Source organism: Pseudobacteroides sp., assembly GCF_036567765.1.
Lineage (GTDB): Bacteria > Bacillota > Clostridia > Acetivibrionales > DSM-2933 > Pseudobacteroides.
The window spans coordinates 24,529-44,704 of record NZ_DATCTU010000120.1 but is presented as its reverse complement, the minus strand read 5'-3'; the positions used below and the strand labels follow the sequence as shown (position 1 = coordinate 44,704).

16 protein-coding genes and 1 pseudogene are annotated in these 20,176 nt (G+C 38.0%); 14 read left to right on the top strand and 3 right to left on the bottom strand.

Going from position 1 to position 20,176, the window contains the following annotated elements:
• Positions 1–216 precede the first annotated feature (216 nt).
• Positions 217–2,859 (top strand): pyruvate, phosphate dikinase, encoded by a 2,643-nt coding sequence (gene ppdK / locus VIO64_RS19900; protein WP_331921490.1) that lies wholly within the window; start codon positions 217–219, stop codon positions 2,857–2,859.
• Positions 2,860–3,108: 249 nt separating this feature from the next.
• Here ppdK and VIO64_RS19895 read toward each other — a convergent pair whose 3' ends face one another.
• Complete coding sequence (locus tag VIO64_RS19895; RefSeq protein ID WP_331921489.1) at positions 3,109–3,942, bottom strand: MBL fold metallo-hydrolase; 834 nt, start codon at positions 3,940–3,942, stop codon at positions 3,109–3,111.
• A 542-nt stretch (positions 3,943–4,484) separates the two neighbouring features.
• Here VIO64_RS19895 and VIO64_RS19890 point away from each other — a divergent pair.
• Both VIO64_RS19890 and VIO64_RS19885 read left to right on the top strand, forming a co-directional pair.
• A complete protein-coding gene (locus VIO64_RS19890; protein ID WP_331921488.1) occupies positions 4,485–5,183 on the top strand; it encodes a response regulator transcription factor in 699 nt (232 codons plus the stop codon).
• A gap of 22 nt (positions 5,184–5,205) precedes the next feature.
• Positions 5,206–6,612 carry a sensor histidine kinase gene (locus VIO64_RS19885; RefSeq protein ID WP_331921487.1) on the top strand — a complete coding sequence of 469 codons (1,407 nt, stop codon included), beginning with the start codon at positions 5,206–5,208 and terminating at the stop codon, positions 6,610–6,612.
• 98 nt (positions 6,613–6,710) lie between these two features.
• Here the strand turns inward: VIO64_RS19885 and VIO64_RS19880 are convergent, their stop codons facing one another.
• Together VIO64_RS19880 and VIO64_RS19875 are read right to left on the bottom strand one after the other, a co-directional pair.
• A complete protein-coding gene (locus VIO64_RS19880) occupies positions 6,711–8,276 on the bottom strand; it encodes an FAD-dependent oxidoreductase (RefSeq protein WP_331921486.1) in 1,566 nt (521 codons plus the stop codon).
• Between the two features lie 39 nt (positions 8,277–8,315).
• Positions 8,316–9,011, bottom strand: coding sequence for a class I SAM-dependent methyltransferase (locus VIO64_RS19875; protein WP_331921485.1), 696 nt, complete (start codon positions 9,009–9,011; stop codon positions 8,316–8,318).
• Positions 9,012–9,224: 213 nt separating this feature from the next.
• Here VIO64_RS19875 and VIO64_RS19870 point away from each other — a divergent pair, with 213 nt between their 5' ends.
• From VIO64_RS19870 to VIO64_RS19820, 11 genes and pseudogenes are all read left to right on the top strand, one after another.
• Positions 9,225–9,797, top strand: a complete 573-nt coding sequence (locus VIO64_RS19870; protein ID WP_331921484.1) for a flavodoxin family protein — start codon at positions 9,225–9,227, stop codon at positions 9,795–9,797.
• Positions 9,791–10,227: pseudogene (locus tag VIO64_RS19865) on the top strand (hydrolase); the annotation flags it as partial. The gene VIO64_RS19870 and the pseudogene VIO64_RS19865, both read left to right, overlap by 7 nt.
• A 288-nt stretch (positions 10,228–10,515) precedes the next feature.
• The gene (locus tag VIO64_RS19860) at positions 10,516–11,538 is read left to right on the top strand and encodes a sulfate ABC transporter substrate-binding protein (RefSeq protein WP_331921493.1); all 1,023 of its coding nucleotides are present in this window, start codon (positions 10,516–10,518) and stop codon (positions 11,536–11,538) included.
• Between the two features lie 42 nt (positions 11,539–11,580).
• Complete coding sequence (gene cysT, locus VIO64_RS19855) at positions 11,581–12,426, top strand: sulfate ABC transporter permease subunit CysT (protein ID WP_331921483.1); 846 nt, start codon at positions 11,581–11,583, stop codon at positions 12,424–12,426.
• Positions 12,427–12,449: 23 nt separating this feature from the next.
• Positions 12,450–13,331, top strand: coding sequence for a sulfate ABC transporter permease subunit CysW (gene cysW / locus VIO64_RS19850; protein WP_331921482.1), 882 nt, complete (start codon positions 12,450–12,452; stop codon positions 13,329–13,331).
• A gap of 58 nt (positions 13,332–13,389) precedes the next feature.
• Positions 13,390–14,463 carry a sulfate/molybdate ABC transporter ATP-binding protein gene (locus VIO64_RS19845; RefSeq protein ID WP_331921481.1) on the top strand — a complete coding sequence of 358 codons (1,074 nt, stop codon included), beginning with the start codon at positions 13,390–13,392 and terminating at the stop codon, positions 14,461–14,463.
• A 54-nt stretch (positions 14,464–14,517) separates the two neighbouring features.
• Complete coding sequence (locus VIO64_RS19840) at positions 14,518–15,240, top strand: phosphoadenylyl-sulfate reductase (protein ID WP_331921480.1); 723 nt, start codon at positions 14,518–14,520, stop codon at positions 15,238–15,240.
• Positions 15,237–16,118, top strand: a complete 882-nt coding sequence (cysD, locus tag VIO64_RS19835) for a sulfate adenylyltransferase subunit CysD (RefSeq protein ID WP_331921479.1) — start codon at positions 15,237–15,239, stop codon at positions 16,116–16,118. Before VIO64_RS19840 ends, cysD begins: the two co-directional genes overlap by 4 nt.
• Position 16,119: 1 nt before the next feature.
• The gene (locus tag VIO64_RS19830; RefSeq protein ID WP_331921478.1) at positions 16,120–17,916 is read left to right on the top strand and encodes a GTP-binding protein; all 1,797 of its coding nucleotides are present in this window, start codon (positions 16,120–16,122) and stop codon (positions 17,914–17,916) included.
• Between the two features lie 28 nt (positions 17,917–17,944).
• Positions 17,945–18,841: an NAD(P)/FAD-dependent oxidoreductase gene (locus VIO64_RS19825; RefSeq protein WP_331921492.1), complete on the top strand. Its 897-nt coding sequence runs from the start codon at positions 17,945–17,947 to the stop codon at positions 18,839–18,841.
• A gap of 174 nt (positions 18,842–19,015) precedes the next feature.
• The gene (locus VIO64_RS19820) at positions 19,016–20,137 is read left to right on the top strand and encodes an alpha/beta hydrolase (protein ID WP_331921477.1); all 1,122 of its coding nucleotides are present in this window, start codon (positions 19,016–19,018) and stop codon (positions 20,135–20,137) included.
• Positions 20,138–20,176: the final 39 nt, after the last annotated feature.

Genomic DNA, 20,176 nt, shown 5'->3' with positions numbered 1-20,176 from the left:
ATAATTTGAAATTTAATAAAAATATAATGAAAATTATAAATTATATGTTATAATAAGGATTGTTGATTTTAATATATCTACATATCATAATGCTTTATTGTAATACTTTTGCGATTTAGTTTGGAAGCTCATCCTGTGAATTACGGAAGGTGTACTATTACAAACATCTTTCTTTCTACTTAATATAATAATCAATAAATACGGGAGGTTTTTGGAATGAAAAAGTATGTATATTTATTCAGCGAAGGTAATGCTTCGATGAAAAACCTGCTTGGTGGTAAAGGTGCAAACCTGGCTGAAATGACTGGTTTAGGACTTCCGGTTCCGAGAGGGTTTACCGTTACAACAGAAGCTTGTACAAAGTATTATGAAGATGGTAAAGTAGTTTCTAAAGAAATTGAAGATGAAATCTATGCTATGATGGCAAAAACAGAGGAGATTGTAGGGAAAAAATTCGGTGACCCTTCAAATCCTTTTCTCGTATCTGTCCGTTCCGGTGCAAGGGCTTCAATGCCAGGTATGATGGACACAATTCTAAACCTTGGTCTTAATGATATAGTTGTAGAAGGCTTAGCAAAGCTTACAGATAACGAAAGATTCGCATATGACAGTTATAGAAGATTTATTCAGATGTTCAGCGATGTTGTTATGGAAGTTGATAAGCCTAAGTTTGAAAAAATTCTTGATCAGGTAAAAGAAGAAAACAATGCTCATTTCGATACAGATTTGACTGCAGCTAACCTCAAAGAAGTTGTTAAGAGATATAAAGAGTTGTTCAAAAAGGAAAAGGGATTTGATTTCCCACAGGAACCAAAGGCACAGCTTTTAGAAGCAGTAAAAGCGGTTTTCCGTTCCTGGGACAACCCGCGTGCTATCGTATACAGAAGGCTTAATGATATCCCTGGTGACTGGGGTACTGCGGTTAACGTTCAGGAAATGGTATACGGTAACATGGGTAACGATTCTGGAACAGGTGTTGCCTTTACAAGAAATCCATCTACAGGTGAAAAGAAGCTCTACGGAGAATTCCTGATGAATGCACAGGGTGAAGACGTTGTTGCAGGTATCAGAACCCCTCAGTCAATTGATCAATTAAAAGAAATCAATCCGGAAGCATACAATCAATTCTTAAATATAGCGGACAAATTGGAAAAGCACTATAGAGACATGCAGGACATGGAGTTTACCATTGAGAAAGGTAAGCTGTTCATGCTACAGACAAGAAATGGTAAGAGAACTGCTGCTGCAGCTTTAAAGATAGCTGTTGATCTGGTTGAAGAGGGAATGGTTACCAAGGAAGAGGCAATTATGAAGGTTGATCCTAAGCAGCTAGACGCTCTTTTACATCCAAACTTTGAGCCAAAAGCTCTTAAAGCTGCTGTTCCTGTTGCAAAAGGTTTGCCTGCATCACCGGGAGCTGCTACAGGTAAGGTTTATTTTGAAGCTGAAGATGCTGTTAATGCATATAAAGCTGGAGAAAAGAAGGTTATACTTGTTAGACTTGAAACTTCACCTGAAGATATCGAAGGTATGCATGTATCAGAAGGTATCCTTACAGGCCGCGGAGGTATGACTTCACATGCTGCCGTTGTTGCTCGTGGTATGGGAACTTGCTGTGTAGCTGGCTGTGGTGAAATCAAAATAAATGAAGAAGAAAGGTATTTCTTGGATAAAAACGGCAAGAAATATGTTGAAGGAGATTGGATATCCCTCGACGGTTCAGCTGGTAATGTTTATGGTGAAAAGCTTCCAACTGTTGAGCCTGAGATGACTGGCGATTTTGCCAAGTTAATGGGATGGGCAGATGAAATCCGTACACTAAAGGTTAGGACAAATGCTGATACACCTGCAGATGCTAAACAGGCTATGGAGTTTGGTGCAGAAGGTATAGGTCTTTGCCGTACAGAGCACATGTTCTTCGAAGCTGATAGAATTCCTGCAATGAGAGAAATGATTGTTGCAAGGACTGAAGGGCAGAGAAGAAAAGCATTAGATAAGCTTCTCCCAATGCAAAGAAGCGACTTTGAAGGACTATTTACTGAAATGAAGGGCTATCCTGTAACTATAAGATTCCTGGATCCACCGCTTCATGAGTTCTTACCACAGGCTGACGAAGATATCAAAGCCCTTGCTAAAGAAATGGGTCTTACTTTCGAAGACTTGAAGGGTATAGTAGCTGATCTACATGAGTTCAACCCAATGATGGGTCACAGAGGATGCCGTTTGGCGGTTACTTATCCTGAAATCGCTGAAATGCAGACAAGAGCCGTTATAGAGGCTGCCATAAACGTAAATAAAAAGGGTATGAATGTTGTACCTGAAATAATGATTCCGTTGGTAGGCGAAATCAAAGAATTGAAATATGTTAAAGATGTTGTTGTTAAAACAGCAGACGAAGTTATAAAGAATGCAGGCGTTAAGCTTGAATATAAAGTCGGAACAATGATAGAGATTCCAAGAGCTGCATTGACAGCTGATGAAATCGCTAAGGAAGCTGAATTCTTCTCATTCGGTACAAACGATTTGACACAGATGACATTCGGTTTTTCCCGTGATGATGCAGGTAAGTTCCTTGAGGAATATTACAACAAAAAGATATATGAATCCGATCCGTTTGCAAGGCTTGATCAGACTGGCGTTGGTAAGCTAGTTGAAATGTCGGTTAAACTTGGTAAACAAACAAGACCTGATATTAAGCTCGGTATTTGCGGAGAGCACGGAGGAGATCCATCTTCAGTTGAGTTCTGCCATAGAGTTGGTTTGAACTATGTATCATGTTCACCATTCCGCGTGCCTATAGCTAGACTTGCTGCAGCTCAGGCAGCTGTGCGTAAAGAGGGAGATTTGGGGCAGAAGTAATTTAAGTACCCTTTGGCACTTTCACTATAGCGTATGGGAATGTTGAGATTAATGTTAAATTTGTCTAACATCTAAACACAGAACAATAAGAGCAAGGTGGAAAATAAACCATCTTGCTCTTTATTTTGTTGGCGTATACTACGCTACAATTTTTCACGACAACGATCAAGGTTGCAAAACACTTCGGGGTTTTGTTAAATAGTGATTAAATAAAATGACCAAGATTTATAAGATTAAAGCTATTATTGATTATTGTTTGCTAACAAATCGTCCTTGTTCAGGTTTAGCGATTTCATCAAAGTGATTAACAAGCATTTCTAAATGTCTTGAAAGCTCTTCTCCTTTCAAAGGTTTTCCATGACTCGGAATCGCCAATGAAGGTTTTAAATCCATGAGTGTTTTTACAGATTTTTCTGCTGCTATCCAGTCTGTAGTCAAATATTTTGGGGGACCGCTAATTTCCTCGCGTTGCATCATTACAGATAATAAAGACTCCTGCTTTGTCGTAGAAAAAGCGTCTGCCACGATAAGCACACGATCTTTCTCACGGAATAACGAAACATGTCCCTCGGTATGACCTGGGGTGTGTATCCATTTCCAGCCAGACATGCCTGGTACGCTACCATCATTAGGAAGAGCTACAGCACGAAAACTTATATCAATACTTGTATGTGGAAAGGTTGGCGACATTTTTGCTACCAAACCCTCATCTACCGTAGGGTCTGCAACAGGGTAATCTTTCTTTCCTGTTACATAAGGTATTTCTAGTTGGTGGACGTATACTGGAACGTCCCATAATTCAGAGAGCTTAATAACCGACCCAACGTGGTCAAAGTGTCCATGGGTTAGAATAATAGCTTGGGGTCGAGCATCTTTGCCAAAACGCTTCTCAACAGACTGCAATATGAAGTCTGCTGAATTTTCCAGCCCTGCATCTACAAGCACCCACTCACCCTTATTGCTATTTGGATTTCCAACTAAACAGGCACTTACAACCGTAAAGTTCATAACCAGTATATCGGGGGTAATTTCTTGTGAGGTTGTAGTCATTGCGGACATTATCTCAACCGATTTATTGCCCATTCAAATATCCTCCTATTTTATTCTAGTTAAAAGTGTTAATAATCTTACATTTGGCGAAGCGAATAACGAACGGTTCAACGGGATTTGCGACAGACAAATGTAATAGATTTATCACTTTTAACATAGTTAAACAATTTAACATTGTATTTAATAGTATGTGCAAATCTGCCCGTTTCAATCCTACTGGCACTTGTATTAAATGGATAACTGTGGTACATTCGTATTACAAAAATTCAAAACCATATGGAGTTATAGGTATGGAATTTAGGAATTTAAAATCAATAATGATTTTTCTTCATTAAATCTTCATAAATATTTTATATAATTGCTTCAAGCTGCCGCTTATAATTTAATCAGGTATTGGTAAATATACATTACAAATCGAAATGCTGGTTGATGAATATATATTCAAAGAATTATTGAGACTATTCACATACAGCTAAAGAAAATAAAATTATTCTAGAGGAGCCTTCTTCTTATGAAACGGAAAATGTTAATATTACTATATGACTATGACGAAATATTCCTCGGAGGTTGATGATATGGTTAACTTTGGGAAAAAGATATTGGTGGTTGATGATGAAGAAAAGATTGTTGAAGTGGTAAAGTCTTATCTTGAACATAGTGGGTATGAAGTCCATGAGGCATATAATGGGGATCAGGCACTTAGTATGTTTGAGAGAGTAGAGCCCTCTTTAGTAGTTTTAGACTTAATGCTTCCGGATATGTCGGGAGAGGAAATCTGCAAAACAATAAGAAAGCAATCGAGGGTTCCTATAATAATGCTTACTGCAAAAGTGGAAGAAGAGGATATTCTTAAGGGACTTGATATTGGTGCTGATGATTATATAACCAAACCTTTTAGCCCAAAGCAGCTTGTTGCAAGAGTTGGGGCAGTGTTAAGGAGAGCAGCTGAAGATCCTGTGCCCCTTTCCAATATTATATCGTTTAATGATGACCTAGTAATAGATAACCTGAAATATGAAGTTCGAAAAAATAACAACACAGTAAACCTTACACCTAATGAGTTTAAGATTCTTATGACTCTAGTAAAATACCCGAAAAAGACTTTTACCAGGGAAGAATTGATTTGCATAGCATTAGGAGATGATTTTAAGGGCTTTGACAGAACAGTGGATACCCATATTAAAAACTTAAGACAAAAAATAGAAACTGACCCTAAAGTACCAAAATATATTTTGACAGTTCATGGTATAGGTTATCGGTTTGATGGGGAATAAAACCTAAAAAGGGGGAAGGAACGTGAAATATAGCTTAAGAGTAAAACTTTCCTTTTCATACGCAATTGTTGCTCTCATAAGTGTAGTACTTATAATGGCTATAACTAATTTGTTTCTTGATAAGTATTTTAGAGAATATGTTAAGTATAATCAGGAACAAAAAAACAAGGATGTTATATCTTCAATCAGCCACCAGTACCGGAATAGCGGCAAGTGGGATATGGAAATGATTGAGACTATTGGCGTAAGAGCACTTGAAAATGGATTGATAATAAAATTAAAGGATATAAATGGAAGGATGATTTGGGATGCAACAGTTCATAACAATGGCATGTGCCAGCGGATTATAGAACATATGGCTCAAAACGTGAGCAGCCGTTATCCTCATATGAAAGGAACGTATACCGAGATTCCATATGGTGTGAATAGTGGATTTACTAAGGTTGGAGAAGTACAAATAGGTTCATATGGTCCATACTACCTTAGTGATAATGACCTTGCTTTTATAAATACATTAAATAAACTGCTTATAGGAATAGGCATTTTTTCAATGCTGTTTTCTCTTGTATTGGGAAGTATAATAGCAAGGAGACTAAGTTCCCCTATATCAAGAGTAATAAGAAGTGCACAGTCAATTGCCAAAGGATACTTTTCAGATAGGGTTTTAGAACGGTCAAATACAAAGGAAATTTGTCAGCTTACATCTACAATCAATAATTTGGCGGGAACCCTTGAAAAGCAGGAAATACTAAGAAAAAGGATTGGTGCTGACGTGGCACACGAGCTTAGGACTCCCCTTGCAACCTTGCAAAGCCATATGGAGGCAATGATAGATGGCATTTGGAAGCCTGATGCAAATAGGCTAAAAAGCTGCCATGAGGAAATAATCAGAATCAATAAAATGGTGGGAGATCTTGAAAAGCTAGCCAAGTATGAGAGTGAAACTCTTGTTCTGAATAAAACACGCTTTGATATTTCGAAGCTTATACAGAGCATTATTCGAAACTTTGAACCGGAGTTCAAAAATAAAGACATCCAAATCGTATTTAAGGGAGAGAGTGAAGATGTTATTGCAGACAAGGACAAAATCAGCCAAGTGGCTATAAATCTTATATCTAACGCATTAAAGTATACGCCTGGCGGCGGAACGGTAAATATAAGCGTTAAAGGAGCAGAGGATATAACCGAGATAAGTGTTAAGGATAATGGTCCAGGAATTCCGGAAGAAGACTTGCCGTTTATATTTGAAAGATTTTATAGGGCGGATAAATCCAGAAACAGATTTACAGGCGGCTCGGGTATCGGACTTACTATTGTGAAAGCTATTACCGAGGCTCATAAAGGTCGTATAGAGGTTCAAAGTAAAATAAATGAAGGTACTGAATTCATTCTTTCACTACCTAAGGAATCAAATCAAGATGAAGCTTAGTGTATAAAAAAGAACTAATTTCTGATTAGTTCTTTTTTATACTAGAATTTATATTAAAATTTTGTTTGGTAAAATGTATTTGCTATAAGTGTATAGTTCTAAAAATCATCTTTTAAAAGCTTTTCAATAGTATTTACATCCTTGTGAACATTTAATGGCTTTACCGCTGGTCCCTCAACAACATCTCCTTCATAAGTGAACCTAGAGCCGTGGCAGGGACAATCCCATGATTTTTCTGCCGAGTTCCAATTTAGCTCACATCCCATATGTGTACATGTTGTGTCTACAACATGCAAAGTACCTTGCTCATCCCGATATGCCCCTGCTCTTTGGCCATTTGCTTCAATGATTTTACCTTCTCCAGGCTGAATATCTACATCCTGCTTTTGAGAAGATATTTTACCGGATATAAGCTCTTTTGCAACATTGAGATTTTCAACAACAAAGTTTTTGGCAGAAGCAGCTATTGTCTGCCGGGAGGGGTTATAAACATCCTGCCAAGGGCTGCTGCCTTTAACTATCAATTCGCTAAGTATTATTGCAGAGGCTATACTGTTAGTCATTCCCCACTTGCCGAAACCTGTAGCAATATACATATCGGGGGTTTCTGACGTGAAATGCCCTACATAGGGAATGTCATCCAAAGTCATACAATCTTGAGTAGACCAGCGATAAGGAATATCTTCTACAGTAAAGGTTTCATTTGCAAAGTCAATTAATGCCTCATAGTGCTTGACGGTATCCTCACCTTGCCCGGTTTTGTGGTGCTCTCCGCCTACCAAAATAAGTTCACCGAGTTTGGACATTTGGTTACGGAGTGAACGTCCTGGATCTTCAGCGGTAATATACATCCCACCCGGGTATTTTTCCTTCACTTTGATCGCAACCACATATGACCGTTCAGGATATATTCTTGAAAAATACATGCCAGCTTTGTTGTAACATGGATAATGGGACGCGATGATAACCTTCTTTGCAGTAACCTTTTTTCCATGACCGGTAATTAAAATATAATCCCCATCCTCTTCAATATTAACAACCCTGCTTTGTTCAAAAATTTGGCTGCCGTTACTTGTTATTTTCTTAGCTAGAGGGAGCAGGAATTTTCGTGGATGAAATTGTGCCTGATCATCAAAACGGATAGCTGCTTTTACAGGAAAAGGCAAAGGCGTTTCTCCGAGAAAACTTGCTTTTATACCTAGGGAAGAGGCTGCCTTTACTTCATCATCTATCTTGTCAACATAGTCGTTTTGTAACGTGTATACATAGGCAGATTGGGGGATATAATCACATTCAATCTTATTTTCAATTGCTATCTTCTCAATCATCCTGATTGCCGATTCGTTTGCATCTGCATACTGTTTCGCCAATTCATCGCTCATTTGGCTTTTTATCTTGCTATATATCAAACCATGTTGTGAGGTGATCTTTGCAGTGGTATGGCCGGTAGTACCCTGAAGAATATGATCAGCCTCAAGGATTGCAACCCTTATTCCATGCTTATTAAGCAAATAGGCAGTGGAGATCCCCACAAATCCGCCGCCAATAATTGCTATATCAGCTTTTATATCTTCATTTAAAACCGGAAACTCAGGTTGGGAAGTGGATTCCATCCAGTATGATTGGGGTGGTTTTTTAAAGTGCTTTTGCTGCTCTATATTCATATAAACTTACTCCTTTTAGTCATAATGCTCATTTCTTTGTTAATCGCAGGTTCGATTGGTTATTATTGCTAAGTCATGATATTTATTAATCCTTCCCCATCTTTTAATTCCATAGTCTTTTTCAAAATTTATTGCAACAATATCCCAGTTATTGTTGTTAAATACATGAATGCTCTTAGGGTTGTAGTATATTATCTTTATTGCTTTCCGTTCGGATAATTGAGCAGCTTGCCGCTCAAATTCTCTGACCTTTTCTTCTGTAAAAGGATTATAAAAATAAAAAACTGTTCCTGAATGAGGAAGATTTAATATAGCATCACCTGGAACTATCTTTACGTTTTCCCATTTGGAAAATTGTGATTGTGTCTGTTTTGCAACTTCCGGATCCAGTTCCAGCCCGATAATTTCATTTTTGTATTTTTGGCTAAGCCAGTAATTAATTACCCTGCCTTTACCACATCCTACATCAACCAGCACATCTTGAGGGTCTATTGAGATATTTCTGAATATTAATGGCATTGCAGAATATTTTGTGTGATATACATCATTTGCTCCAAGATGTTTATACCTGGATTTGTTATTACCTCGCAAAATTCTCCTGCTGTATTTAAGGTCCAAAACCGTATCTGTTAAAAAGTCGTGAACACTGCAGCAGAATACTTGGAATATATATTTAACAGCATTAATATAACCCTCATCTTCTACCCTGTATTTTAAACGATATATATAACTCAAAAAATCAACTCCTAATTTCATAAATATTTAAAGTATATTTTTAAAATCAAACCTATATAAAGGAAATGTTTTTGAGTTTATTATGCCCATAAGCAAGGATTATTCATCAGGCAATTTTATCAAAATTTATAATTTACTTATAATGGATACTTGATTTCGCATGAAATTCTTTATAGAATTTATAGCATAAATATTAAGGAGTTGATAGGGAATATGAAAGTTATAGCGATTAACGGCAGCCCAAGGGCAAACGGCAATACCAGGCAAAGTCTCGAGATAGTAGGGGATATACTGGTTAAGAATGGCATAGAGGTTGAATATGTTCAGTTAGGAGGCATGCTTCTATATGGTTGCAAGGCATGCGGAGGATGTTTTAAAAATAAAAACAAACGCTGTGTTATAGATGATGACAAACTGAATGATTTATTGGAAAAGGTTTTTGATGCTGACGGAGTTATCATTGGATCACCTACATATTTTAGCAATGTAACTTCCGAAGTTAAGGCGTTTATTGACAGATGTGGCTATGTATCAAAGGCGAATAACGGTTTGCTAAAGCGTAAGGTAGGTGCTCCTGTGGTAGCAGTAAGACGTGCTGGGGCAAATTTTGTTTATTCTGCAATAAATTTTTTCTTCGGTATTGCTGAGATGCCTATTGCAACTTCAAGTTATTGGAATATGACTCTCGCAAGAGATATCGGTGAAGTTCAAAATGATGAAGAAGGTAAGCATACTTTTATAAACTTAGGTGAGAATATGGCTTGGATGTTAAAAAAATTGAATTAAGGGGTATTATCGGGCTTGTGCATGATATAGATTATGAAAAATATCCCCAGGAGCATTGTAAAAAGCCAGGGAAATTCTGGCATCCAACAACTGGCCGGAGGAATATATAAGAGCAGTTGAAAGCCATGGATGGAAGATATGCGTCGATGTTGAACCTATAGAAAGAATGGAGAAGGTTTTATATGCAACTGATGAATTAACAGGTCTAGTAGCAACTGCACTTTTAAGACCTAATAAAAGTATCCTAGATATGAGCACCAAGTCAGTTAAAAAGAAGTGGAAGCAGAAAGGTTTTGCCGCAGGGGTTAACCGCGATGTGATAGAAGAAGGTGCAGGGCTTTTAGGAGTGGAATTGGATTTCCTCATAGAAGAAACTATAAAAGGAATGCAAAAGGTTGCCGAGGATATAGGGCTTAAAGGGGATCTGTAAATTGTATTAATTTTCATTTCAAAATATTATGATAAAAATTTCGAAAAACTATTGACATATATTTCATATGGCATTAGAATTATTACATATAAAACAGATAAGAATACTATGAATTAAAAATATGGGGCTTAGCCCCATAAAAAATCTAAAAAAACCTACTAAAATGATAAGAATACTAATATATTGATAATGGTATATAAAATCTGTAGGTTAAATATTTTATTAGGAGTGATATGAATGAATATGAAAATTAAAAAACTACTAAAAAGAGAGTTTGATGTGAGAAAAATGTTGGTAACTGCTATTTCGGTCTCTATAGCTTTGGCACTTACCGGCTGCGGCGGAAAGCAGAGTGATTCATCAGGTACCAATTCGGTTACGCTTTTAAATGTTTCTTACGATCCTACCAGAGAATTATATCAGGAGTATAACACAGCTTTTTCAAAGTACTGGAAGAATAAAACGGGACAGGATGTGACTATTCAGCAGTCTCATGGCGGTTCAGGCAGCCAGGCAAGAACAGTTATTGACGGAAACGAAGCAGACGTGGTGACTTTAGCTTTGGCTTATGATATCGATTCCATAAATAAAAATAAAGAAATAATTAATAAAGATTGGCAAAAACGTTTGCCAAACAACTCTACACCCTATACATCAACCATTGTTTTTCTCGTAAGAAAAGGTAATCCCAAAAACATAAAGGATTGGGACGATCTTGTAAGACCTGATGTGGAGGTAATAACACCTAACCCAAAAACATCAGGGGGAGCACGCTGGAACTATCTTGCAGCTTGGGGATATGCTCTGAAAAAGAATAATAATGACACTGAAAAAGCTAAGGAATTTGTAAAAGCAATTTATAAGAATGTTCCAGTACTGGATTCCGGTGCTAGAGGTTCTACTACAACTTTTGTTGAGCGTGAGATGGGTGATGTCCTCATAGCATGGGAAAATGAAGCGTTCCTTTCCATCAATGAGCTTGGAAAAGATAAATTGGAAATAGTATTCCCTTCAATAAGTATTTTAGCTGAGCCGCCTGTAACTGTTGTAGATTCAGTGGTTGATAAGCACGGAACACGAAATGCAGCGGAGGAATATCTAAAATACCTGTATAGTGATGAAGGTCAGGAAATAGCTGCAAAAAACTATTACAGGCCGAGAAATGAAGAAATTGCAAAGAAATATGACTCACAGTTTCCCAAAATTGAGCTCTTTACAATTGATGAAGTTTTTGGAGGATGGAATAAGGCACAAAAAGAGCATTTCGATGATGAAGGGATTTTTGACCGCATTTATGCAAGGCATAAATGAGTAAGCCGGAAGATTAATATAATTACATATCGGGGTGAGTGAATGAATTTGACAATAAGATCATTAAAACTGAAGCAGAAAAGTGTTATACCGGGCTTTGGAATAACTATGGGATTATCCTTGATCTATATCACCTTACTGGTTTTGATACCTGTATCAATGGTTTTTCTTAACAGCTCAGGTATAGGGTCCGCGAAATTTTGGGATATAGCTTCTTCAGAAAGAGTATTGTCTGCATTAAAGATTTCTTTCGGTACTTCTTTCTTGGCAGCCGCTATAAATGCTGTATTTGGGCTGCTGATCGCGTGGGTTCTTGAGAGGTATACATTTCCCGGCAAAAAAATAATTGACGGCCTCATAGATTTGCCTTTCGCACTTCCTACTGCTGTTGCAGGCATTTCACTTACTACGCTTTATGCCCAGAATGGTTGGATAGGCAACTTTTTTGCAACATTGGGTATAAAAATATCTTATACTCCTATAGGAATTACAATAGCATTAATATTTATAAGTTTTCCATTTGTAGTACGAACAGTTCAACCGGTGCTGCAAAGTATCGATCTTGAAGTAGAAGAAGCAGCAGCATGTCTTGGAGCAACAAGATTTCAAACGTTTCGTAAGGTTATCATACCGGAATTGCTGCCAGCTGTAATAACAGGCTTTGCACTGGCATTTGCAAGGGCTTTAGGTGAATACGGATCTGTTGTTTTCATTTCTGGCAATATGCCGTTAAAGACTGAAATAGCACCGTTATTGATAAGAACAAAACTTGAGCAATATGATTATGCAGGTGGTACGGCTATTGCTGCCATAATGCTTGTTGTATCTTTTATAATGCTTTTAATCATCAATATCTTCCAATGGTGGACCAGTAACAGGCATAAATAAATAAAAAAGTAGGAGTGATAAATATGGGTGGAAGTATTCCTATAAATATTAAGATCATAAGTCAAAATAGTAGAAAAGTGGTAAGTAAATCAAAAATCGTCCCCATAGTTTTAACAACAATTGCACTAATGTTTTTTGTACTAATGCTCCTGGTTCCTCTCATTTCAGTATTTATTAAAGCTTTTGAGCAGGGAGCAAGTGTGTACTATGCTGCAATCAGTGATCCCATGGCTATGAAAGCCATAAAGCTGACACTTTTTACAATAGCCATTGTTGTTCCCATAAATACTGCATTTGGACTTATAGTAGCTTGGGCAGTAGCTAAATTTAAGTTTAAAGGAAAAAACCTGCTAATTACTATAATAGATTTACCCTTTGCAATTTCCCCTGTTGTTGCAGGATTGATATTTGTTTTGCTTTTCAGCACCAGTCATGGACTTTTAGCTCCAATTCTTACTGCTTTGGGTATTAAGGTGATATTTGCCCCTGCCGGTATTGTTATTGCTACTTTATTTGTAACAATGCCCTTTGTAGCCAGGGAATTGATTCCTTTAATGGAAGTCCAGGGAACCTCGGAAGAGGAGGCTGCACTTACTTTGGGGGCAAGCGGCTTAAAAACATTCTTTCTTATAACCCTTCCCAATGTCAAATGGGCACTTTTATACGGGGTAATGCTCACAGCTGCAAGAGCAGCAGGGGAGTTCGGTGCAGTTTCGGTTGTATCAGGTCATATAAGAGGGCTTACTAATACACTTCCCCTTCATGTTGAGATTCTATACAATGAATACAAGTTTTCTGCTGCTTTTGCGGTTGCAACACTGCTAACAATAATTGCTATTATAAATCTCATTATAAAAAATATTGCCGACTGGAAGATTAGTCAGCAATACCGAAAGAGTAATTGATTTTCCTTTGGCAGAGGAAATAACTCCTAAATTTAAATTTTAAGCTGGAGGGATGGCTATGAGTATTGAGATTTCCAATATAACAAAGTCCTTTGATTCATTTAAGGCACTAAGCGAAATAAATCTTCAGATCAACACTGGAGAACTGGTGGCTCTATTGGGGCCGTCAGGTTCAGGGAAGACAACTCTTTTAAGAATAATTGCCGGGTTGGAAACGGCTGACAGCGGAAACATTATTTTTGACGGTGAAGATAACACACGAAAAAGTACACAGGATAGAAAAGTTGGATTTGTTTTTCAGCATTATGCATTATTTAAACACATGAATGTTTTTGAAAACATAGCTTTCGGTTTGAAGGTCAGACCTTCTAAGCTGAGGCCTGACAAGGAGGAAATTAACAATAAGGTGAATGAACTGCTCTCCCTTGTAAAGATGGAGGAACTGGCGAAACGTTATCCTGCACAGCTATCGGGTGGTCAGCGTCAGAGAATTGCTCTTGCAAGGGCGTTGGCTGTTGAGCCGAAGGTATTACTGCTGGATGAGCCTTTTGGAGCTCTAGATGCAAAAGTAAGAAAGGACCTTCGAAGATGGCTCAGGAAGCTGCATGATGAATACCCAATTACAAGTGTTTTTGTTACACATGATCAGGAGGAGGCACTTGATGTAGCAGATAGAATTGTAATATTAAATAAAGGAAAGATAGAGCAAATAGGTACACCTGAAGAGGTGTACGATAATCCTGTTAACCCTTTTGTTTATAATTTTTTGGGGAATGTAAACCTCTTCCACGGAAGGGTGCATAATGGGAAGGTTGAAATAGGATCAATGAAGCTTGATGTACCGGAACACGCTGAAACCAGAAATAAAAATGCAATTAGCTATATCCGCCCCCATGATATTGAAATAAGCCTTGATGCAAAAGGAAATGAATTTATTGGGGCAGAGATTGTTTTTATAAGGGCTGTAGGACCCATAGTAAACCTGGAACTAAGGAGGCTTGACAGCGGAGATTATATTGAGGCGGAAATCAGCAAAGAGAAATACAGGAAACTTGGGCTTAAAGAAAAACAAAATATTTTTGTGAGACCTAGAGATTTTAGGGTATTTATACCAGAGGATTACGTGATTTAATCGACAGATAGAAGCGATAACTCTATTACATTTTTATATGGAAGGGGAAAATAAATGAGTAAATTAAATTTAATTGAGCTAAACAATGAGTATGTAAAAAAAAGCCCTGAAGATATTATAAGATTTGTTATTAATGAAATAGGCAGTTCAAAAATTGTGTTGGCATCGAGTCTTTCTATTGAAGATCAGGTTCTTACCGATATTCTGCTTAAAAATAACCCTAAAGCCCGAATTTTCTTTTTAGATACAGGAAGGCATTTTCAAAACACCTATGACCTTATGGCAGAGACCATGCAAAGGTATAACTTCAATTATGAGGTATATGCTCCTGACAGCAAAGACTTGGAAGCTGCAGTGTCAAAGTATGGACCGAATTTCTTTTATGAAAGTGTCGAGCAAAGAAAAAGATGCTGTGAGATAAGAAAGGTTAAACCCCTAAAAAGAGTTTTAAGCACCGTAGATGGCTGGATTTGCGGGTTAAGAAGAGACCAGTCCGCGACAAGGCAGGAGATAGAAATTTTCGAATGGGACAGCAGTCATTCCATATATAAAATAAATCCTTTAGCCTTTTGGACTGAGGATATGGTTTGGGAATATATAAAGAAGCACAATATACCATACAGCAATTTATATAAAAACGGTTTCCCCAGCATCGGCTGTCAGCCATGTACAAGGGCCGTAAGGCCTGGCGAGGATGTTCGCAGCGGAAGATGGTGGTGGGAGAACCCGGACAAAAAGGAATGTGGTCTTCACATTAGATTGGAGGATGAGGTATGAATCATTTAGATAAATTGGAAGCTCAAAGTGTTCATATATTAAGGGAAGCATACAGGGAATTTAAAAACATATGTATGTTATGGTCTATTGGAAAAGACAGTACGGTGCTGCTTTGGCTGGCGAGGAAGGCATTTTTCGGACATGTGCCCATACCTCTGGTGCATATCGATACCCACTTTAAAATACCGGAAATGATTAAGTACAGGGACGACCTTGCACTGAAATGGAAGCTGACTATGATATACGGTGAAAACAGCAAGGCACTGGCTGAAAAAAATACATTTCCCGATGGAAAGGTTGACCGCATCAGCTGCTGCCAAGCCTTAAAATCAGAGGCTTTAAAGAACACACTGTCCGGTGAGTGGGATAGGTACATAATGGATATTACAACAGGCAAATACATACCTGATACAAACAGGGAAAAGTATACCGGAGTTATCGTAGGCGTAAGGGCTGATGAAGAGGGGAGCCGCTCAAAAGAGCGTTATTTCTCTCCAAGGGATAAAGAAAATGACTGGGATGTAGGAGACCAACCTCCTGAGTTCTGGAACCAGTTTAAGACGGATTTTGCTCCGGGAACTCATATAAGAATTCACCCGCTGCTTGACTGGACTGAACTAAATATATGGGAATATATCGAAAGGGAGAACATACCCATCACTTCTTTATATTTCGATCAGGGAAACGGTAAAAGATACAGATCATTAGGGTGCTATCCATGTACTTTTCCGGTGGAATCAACCGCGAGGAATGTTAGTGAAATTATTGAAGAACTAAAGAGCGGTAAATTTGCAAATGTTGCAGAAAGATCAGGCCGTGCACAAGATAAGGATGACGGCGGAGGGCTTGAGACTTTAAGAAGGGGAGGGTATATGTAATATGGTGACTAGAGAACAGATGAACATTGTTATAGTAGGGCATGTGGATCATGGAAAAAGCACGGTGATAGGAAGACTATTAGCTGATACAGACTCTCTTCCCGAGGGCAAGCTTGAATCGGTAAAGGAGTACTGCAGAAAGAATTCAAGACCTTTTGAGTATGCCTTTCTTCTGGACGCATTAAAAGATGAACAGGCACAGGGAATTACCATCGATACTGCCAGATGCTTTTTTAAAACAAATAAAAGGGATTATATAATTATAGATGCACCCGGGCATATTGAATTTTTGAAAAACATGGTTACCGGAGCATCAAGGGCTGAAGCGGCACTTCTTGTCATAGATGCCAAGGAAGGGATTAAGGAAAACTCAAAGAGACACGGGCATATTGTATCCATGTTAGGAATTCGTCAGGTTGTGGTGTTGGTAAATAAAATGGATCTGGTAAATTTCGATAAAGATGTGTTTGACTCAATTACTGCTGAATTTACTGAGTTTTTGAACAAGATAAATATCAAACCGGTAAACTTTATACCCATAAGTGCTTTTAACGGAGACAACATTGCACTAAGATCACCTAAAACAGATTGGTATGAAGGGCCTACCGTACTTAGTCAATTGGATGGATTTATCAACAAAAAGGAAAATCAGGAACTTCCCCTTCGCATGCCTGTTCAGGATATTTACAAGTTTACCGAGGAGGGTGATGACAGGCGAATTGTAGCAGGTACCATTTTGAGCGGCACAGTCAGCACCGGAGACGAGGTTGTTTTTTTACCTTCTCAAAAGAGAAGCGTTATCAAAAGTATTGAGGGATTCAATGTAAAGCCTAGGAGCACTGCCTACGCTGATGAGGCGGTTGGAATGACTTTAACAACGCAGATATATATTAAACCCGGGGAGTTAATGGTTAAAGCAAATGAAAAGCTGCCGGAGGTAAGCTCCCGTTTCAGGGTAAACATCTTTTGGGTGGGCAAAGCACCGCTAATCAAAAATAAGAATTACAAACTGAAAATAGGAACAATGAGAATTGCCGTTAAGCTGGTTGAGATACTTAGTATTATTGATGCAGCTGAACTTAATATCGATACCTATAAGGATCAGGTTGAAAGACATGATGTGGCTGAATGCATTTTGGAAACTACTAAGCCCATAGCTTTTGATCCAATATCTGAAATTGAGTTTACAGGAAGATTTGTAATAGTGGATAATTATGAGATTTCGGGTGGAGGGATTATTCTTGAAGGCGTATCGGATTCTGACAATACACTGCTGGAGCATATTAAAGACAGGGAGTTTTTATGGGAAAAAAGCCTAATATCATCTAAAGCGAGAGAAGATGCATATGGCCACAAGTCAAAGTTTATCGTTATTACTTCAGGTAATGAAGGAAATGAAAAAGTGATACAGGATATAGGCAAAGAATTGGAAAATAAGTTATTCAAGCTGAAATACAAAGCATACTATCTGGGAATTTCCAGCCTTTTACATGGGCTTGTATCAGATACGGTTTCAGATTATGAGGGTAGAGATGAGCATATAAGGCAGATTGGTGAGCTGGCAAGGATATTTACCGATTCGGGACAAATTTTTATTACATCGGTCTTTAATCTGGATGATTTTGAAGCTGAAAAGCTTAAATTATTGAATCAGCCAAGTGAAATACTTATTATAAACATAGATGAATCGTCTTTCAACAGTTTCAAGCCCGATGCAAGCATAAGATCTGAAGGAGCTGTAGATGCTGTTTGTGATTTGCTGAAGAAACAGGAGATCATACTTGAGTATTACTTGTAAACATAAGGAAATGGAGAAGTATGCCATGATATATGATGTAATTATTGTGGGAAAAGGTCCGGCAGGTCTGTCGGCAGCACTTTATACAGTGAGAGCCAACCTTAAGACATTGGTAATTGGAAAAGATGATGGTGCAGTAGCAAGGGCCGAAAAAATTGAGAACTATTTTGGATTTACCGGCACTATAAGCGGGGAAAAACTGTTAAAAGCAGGCGAACAGCAAGTGTTAAGACTTGGAGCGGAGATTGTTTGCGAAGAAGTTTTAGGCATAAATAAGGGTGAAAATTTTGAAGTTACAACAACTAAAAACAAGTATACGGGAAGAACAGTTTTAATAGCGACGGGGCAGCCTCAAAAAAAGCTTAAGATAGAAGGATTGAAGGAGTTGGAAGGGAACGGTGTAAGCTATTGTACCACCTGTGATGGATTCTTCTATAAAGATTTGAAAGTAGGTGTTCTTGGCAGCGGAGATTTTGCCCTACATGAAGCAGAGGAGCTTAAGGCTTTTACAAGGGATATCACAATATACACTAATGGTCGGAAGTTGCAGTGTAACGATGATTACTTGGATGTCTCGAAGGGACTTAAAGTTGTGGAAAAAAGCATTTTGAAGCTTGAGGGAGAAGAGTATCTTCAGTATATATGCTTTAACGACGGGGCAAAAGATACGCTGGATGGTATTTTTATAGCCAATGAAAGTGCTTCCAGTGTGGATTTTGCCAGAAAACTCGGAATAATAACAGAAGGTACTTCTATCAATGTGGACAGGGAACAAAAGACCAATGTGGCAGGTTTATTTGCTGCAGGCGATTGCACAGGAGGCTTTAAGCAAATCTCAACAGCGGTTGGCCAAGGTGCACTTGCTGCCAGGAAGATCATTGAGTATGCAAGAGGCGTATCCTCAAATATAAGTGCAGAATTATAATAATCAATATATTAATATCCTTCTTCTATAAAGATGCGATTTGTATAATGACAAATTGCATTTTTAGCGATAAAATAAATATGTAAACAAAAAGTAAATATACATAATTTAAAAAACCTTTTCCAAATCCCTAAGAAGTACCGATTATCATTAAAAGATAACAGGGAGGTAAATATGGAGTGGACTATACGAAGTATATTAAATCCTGTAATTACCAGACTTCTTGTATATGGTGTAAACCCAATTGATCTTGAGTATGTATTGACAAGGGTTGAGGGTAAAAATCACATTAACTCCAGATCGCTGGAGAAATCCTGGTTTGAGGAATGGGAGAAAAAGGCTGAAAAATATGAATCCCTCGGCAAAAGTGCAGAAATCCACGGGAATTATTTATCGGCCAGGGAGTATTTCTTTCATGCAGCACAATGTTGGTATGCAGTTTTCCTTATAAACTTGTCAGGGATTTCTGAGAAGAAAAGGGTTTACGGGATGTATAGGGATTGCTATAGAAAAAGCGTCCAATATTTGGAAACAAAGGTTGAGTGTATAGAACTGTCATTTCAAGATAAGAACCTATTTTGTTATCTGCACCATCCTAAAAAGAGTAATAATTTGAAAAGCCCTTGTGTCATTATATATTCAGGCCTTGGAAGCTGCAAGGAGGAAATGCATACATTGGCAATGCCTCTTGTAGAACGGGGGATTGCTGTGTTTATTGCAGATATGCCCGGAAATGGAGAATCACTCTTAATGGGAGATATAAAGTGTACTGCCAATAATTTGAGCAGTGCTTTTTCATTAATTCCCGACTATCTGGATAAGCGTGATGACATCAAAAATAGGGCTTATGGAGCTTATGGTCTTTGTATGGGAGGAGGATATGCTTATAAGGCTTCTTCCATGGATTCAAGGCATTCATCTTGTGTGACGCTGTTTCCATTATTTATTACGCAGGTAGACAAGAATATTACTCCCCAATGGATGAAGAAAGGGGAATGGTATGATTTCCAGACAGGTGGGAAGGCTGCTGATGAATTTTTAAATGAAATGAGCATATTGGCTCAAGGAACAATCAATTGTCCGTATTTATTTGTACACGGTAAGCATGACAACTGGATGACCTTTGAAAAGGCTGAAAAGTTATACGAGATGGCACAGGGGGTTAAAGAGCAAATAATAATAGAGGAGGAACCTGTTTTTTCAAACAGTCAGGTTGTAACTCATACAATGCCAGTCGGGGAACAAATCCACTGGATAAAGCATACCGCAGCTGATTGGATGTTGAGATATATTTAGGCCCTTATAGTAAAATCATAAATATACTTGTTACAGGGA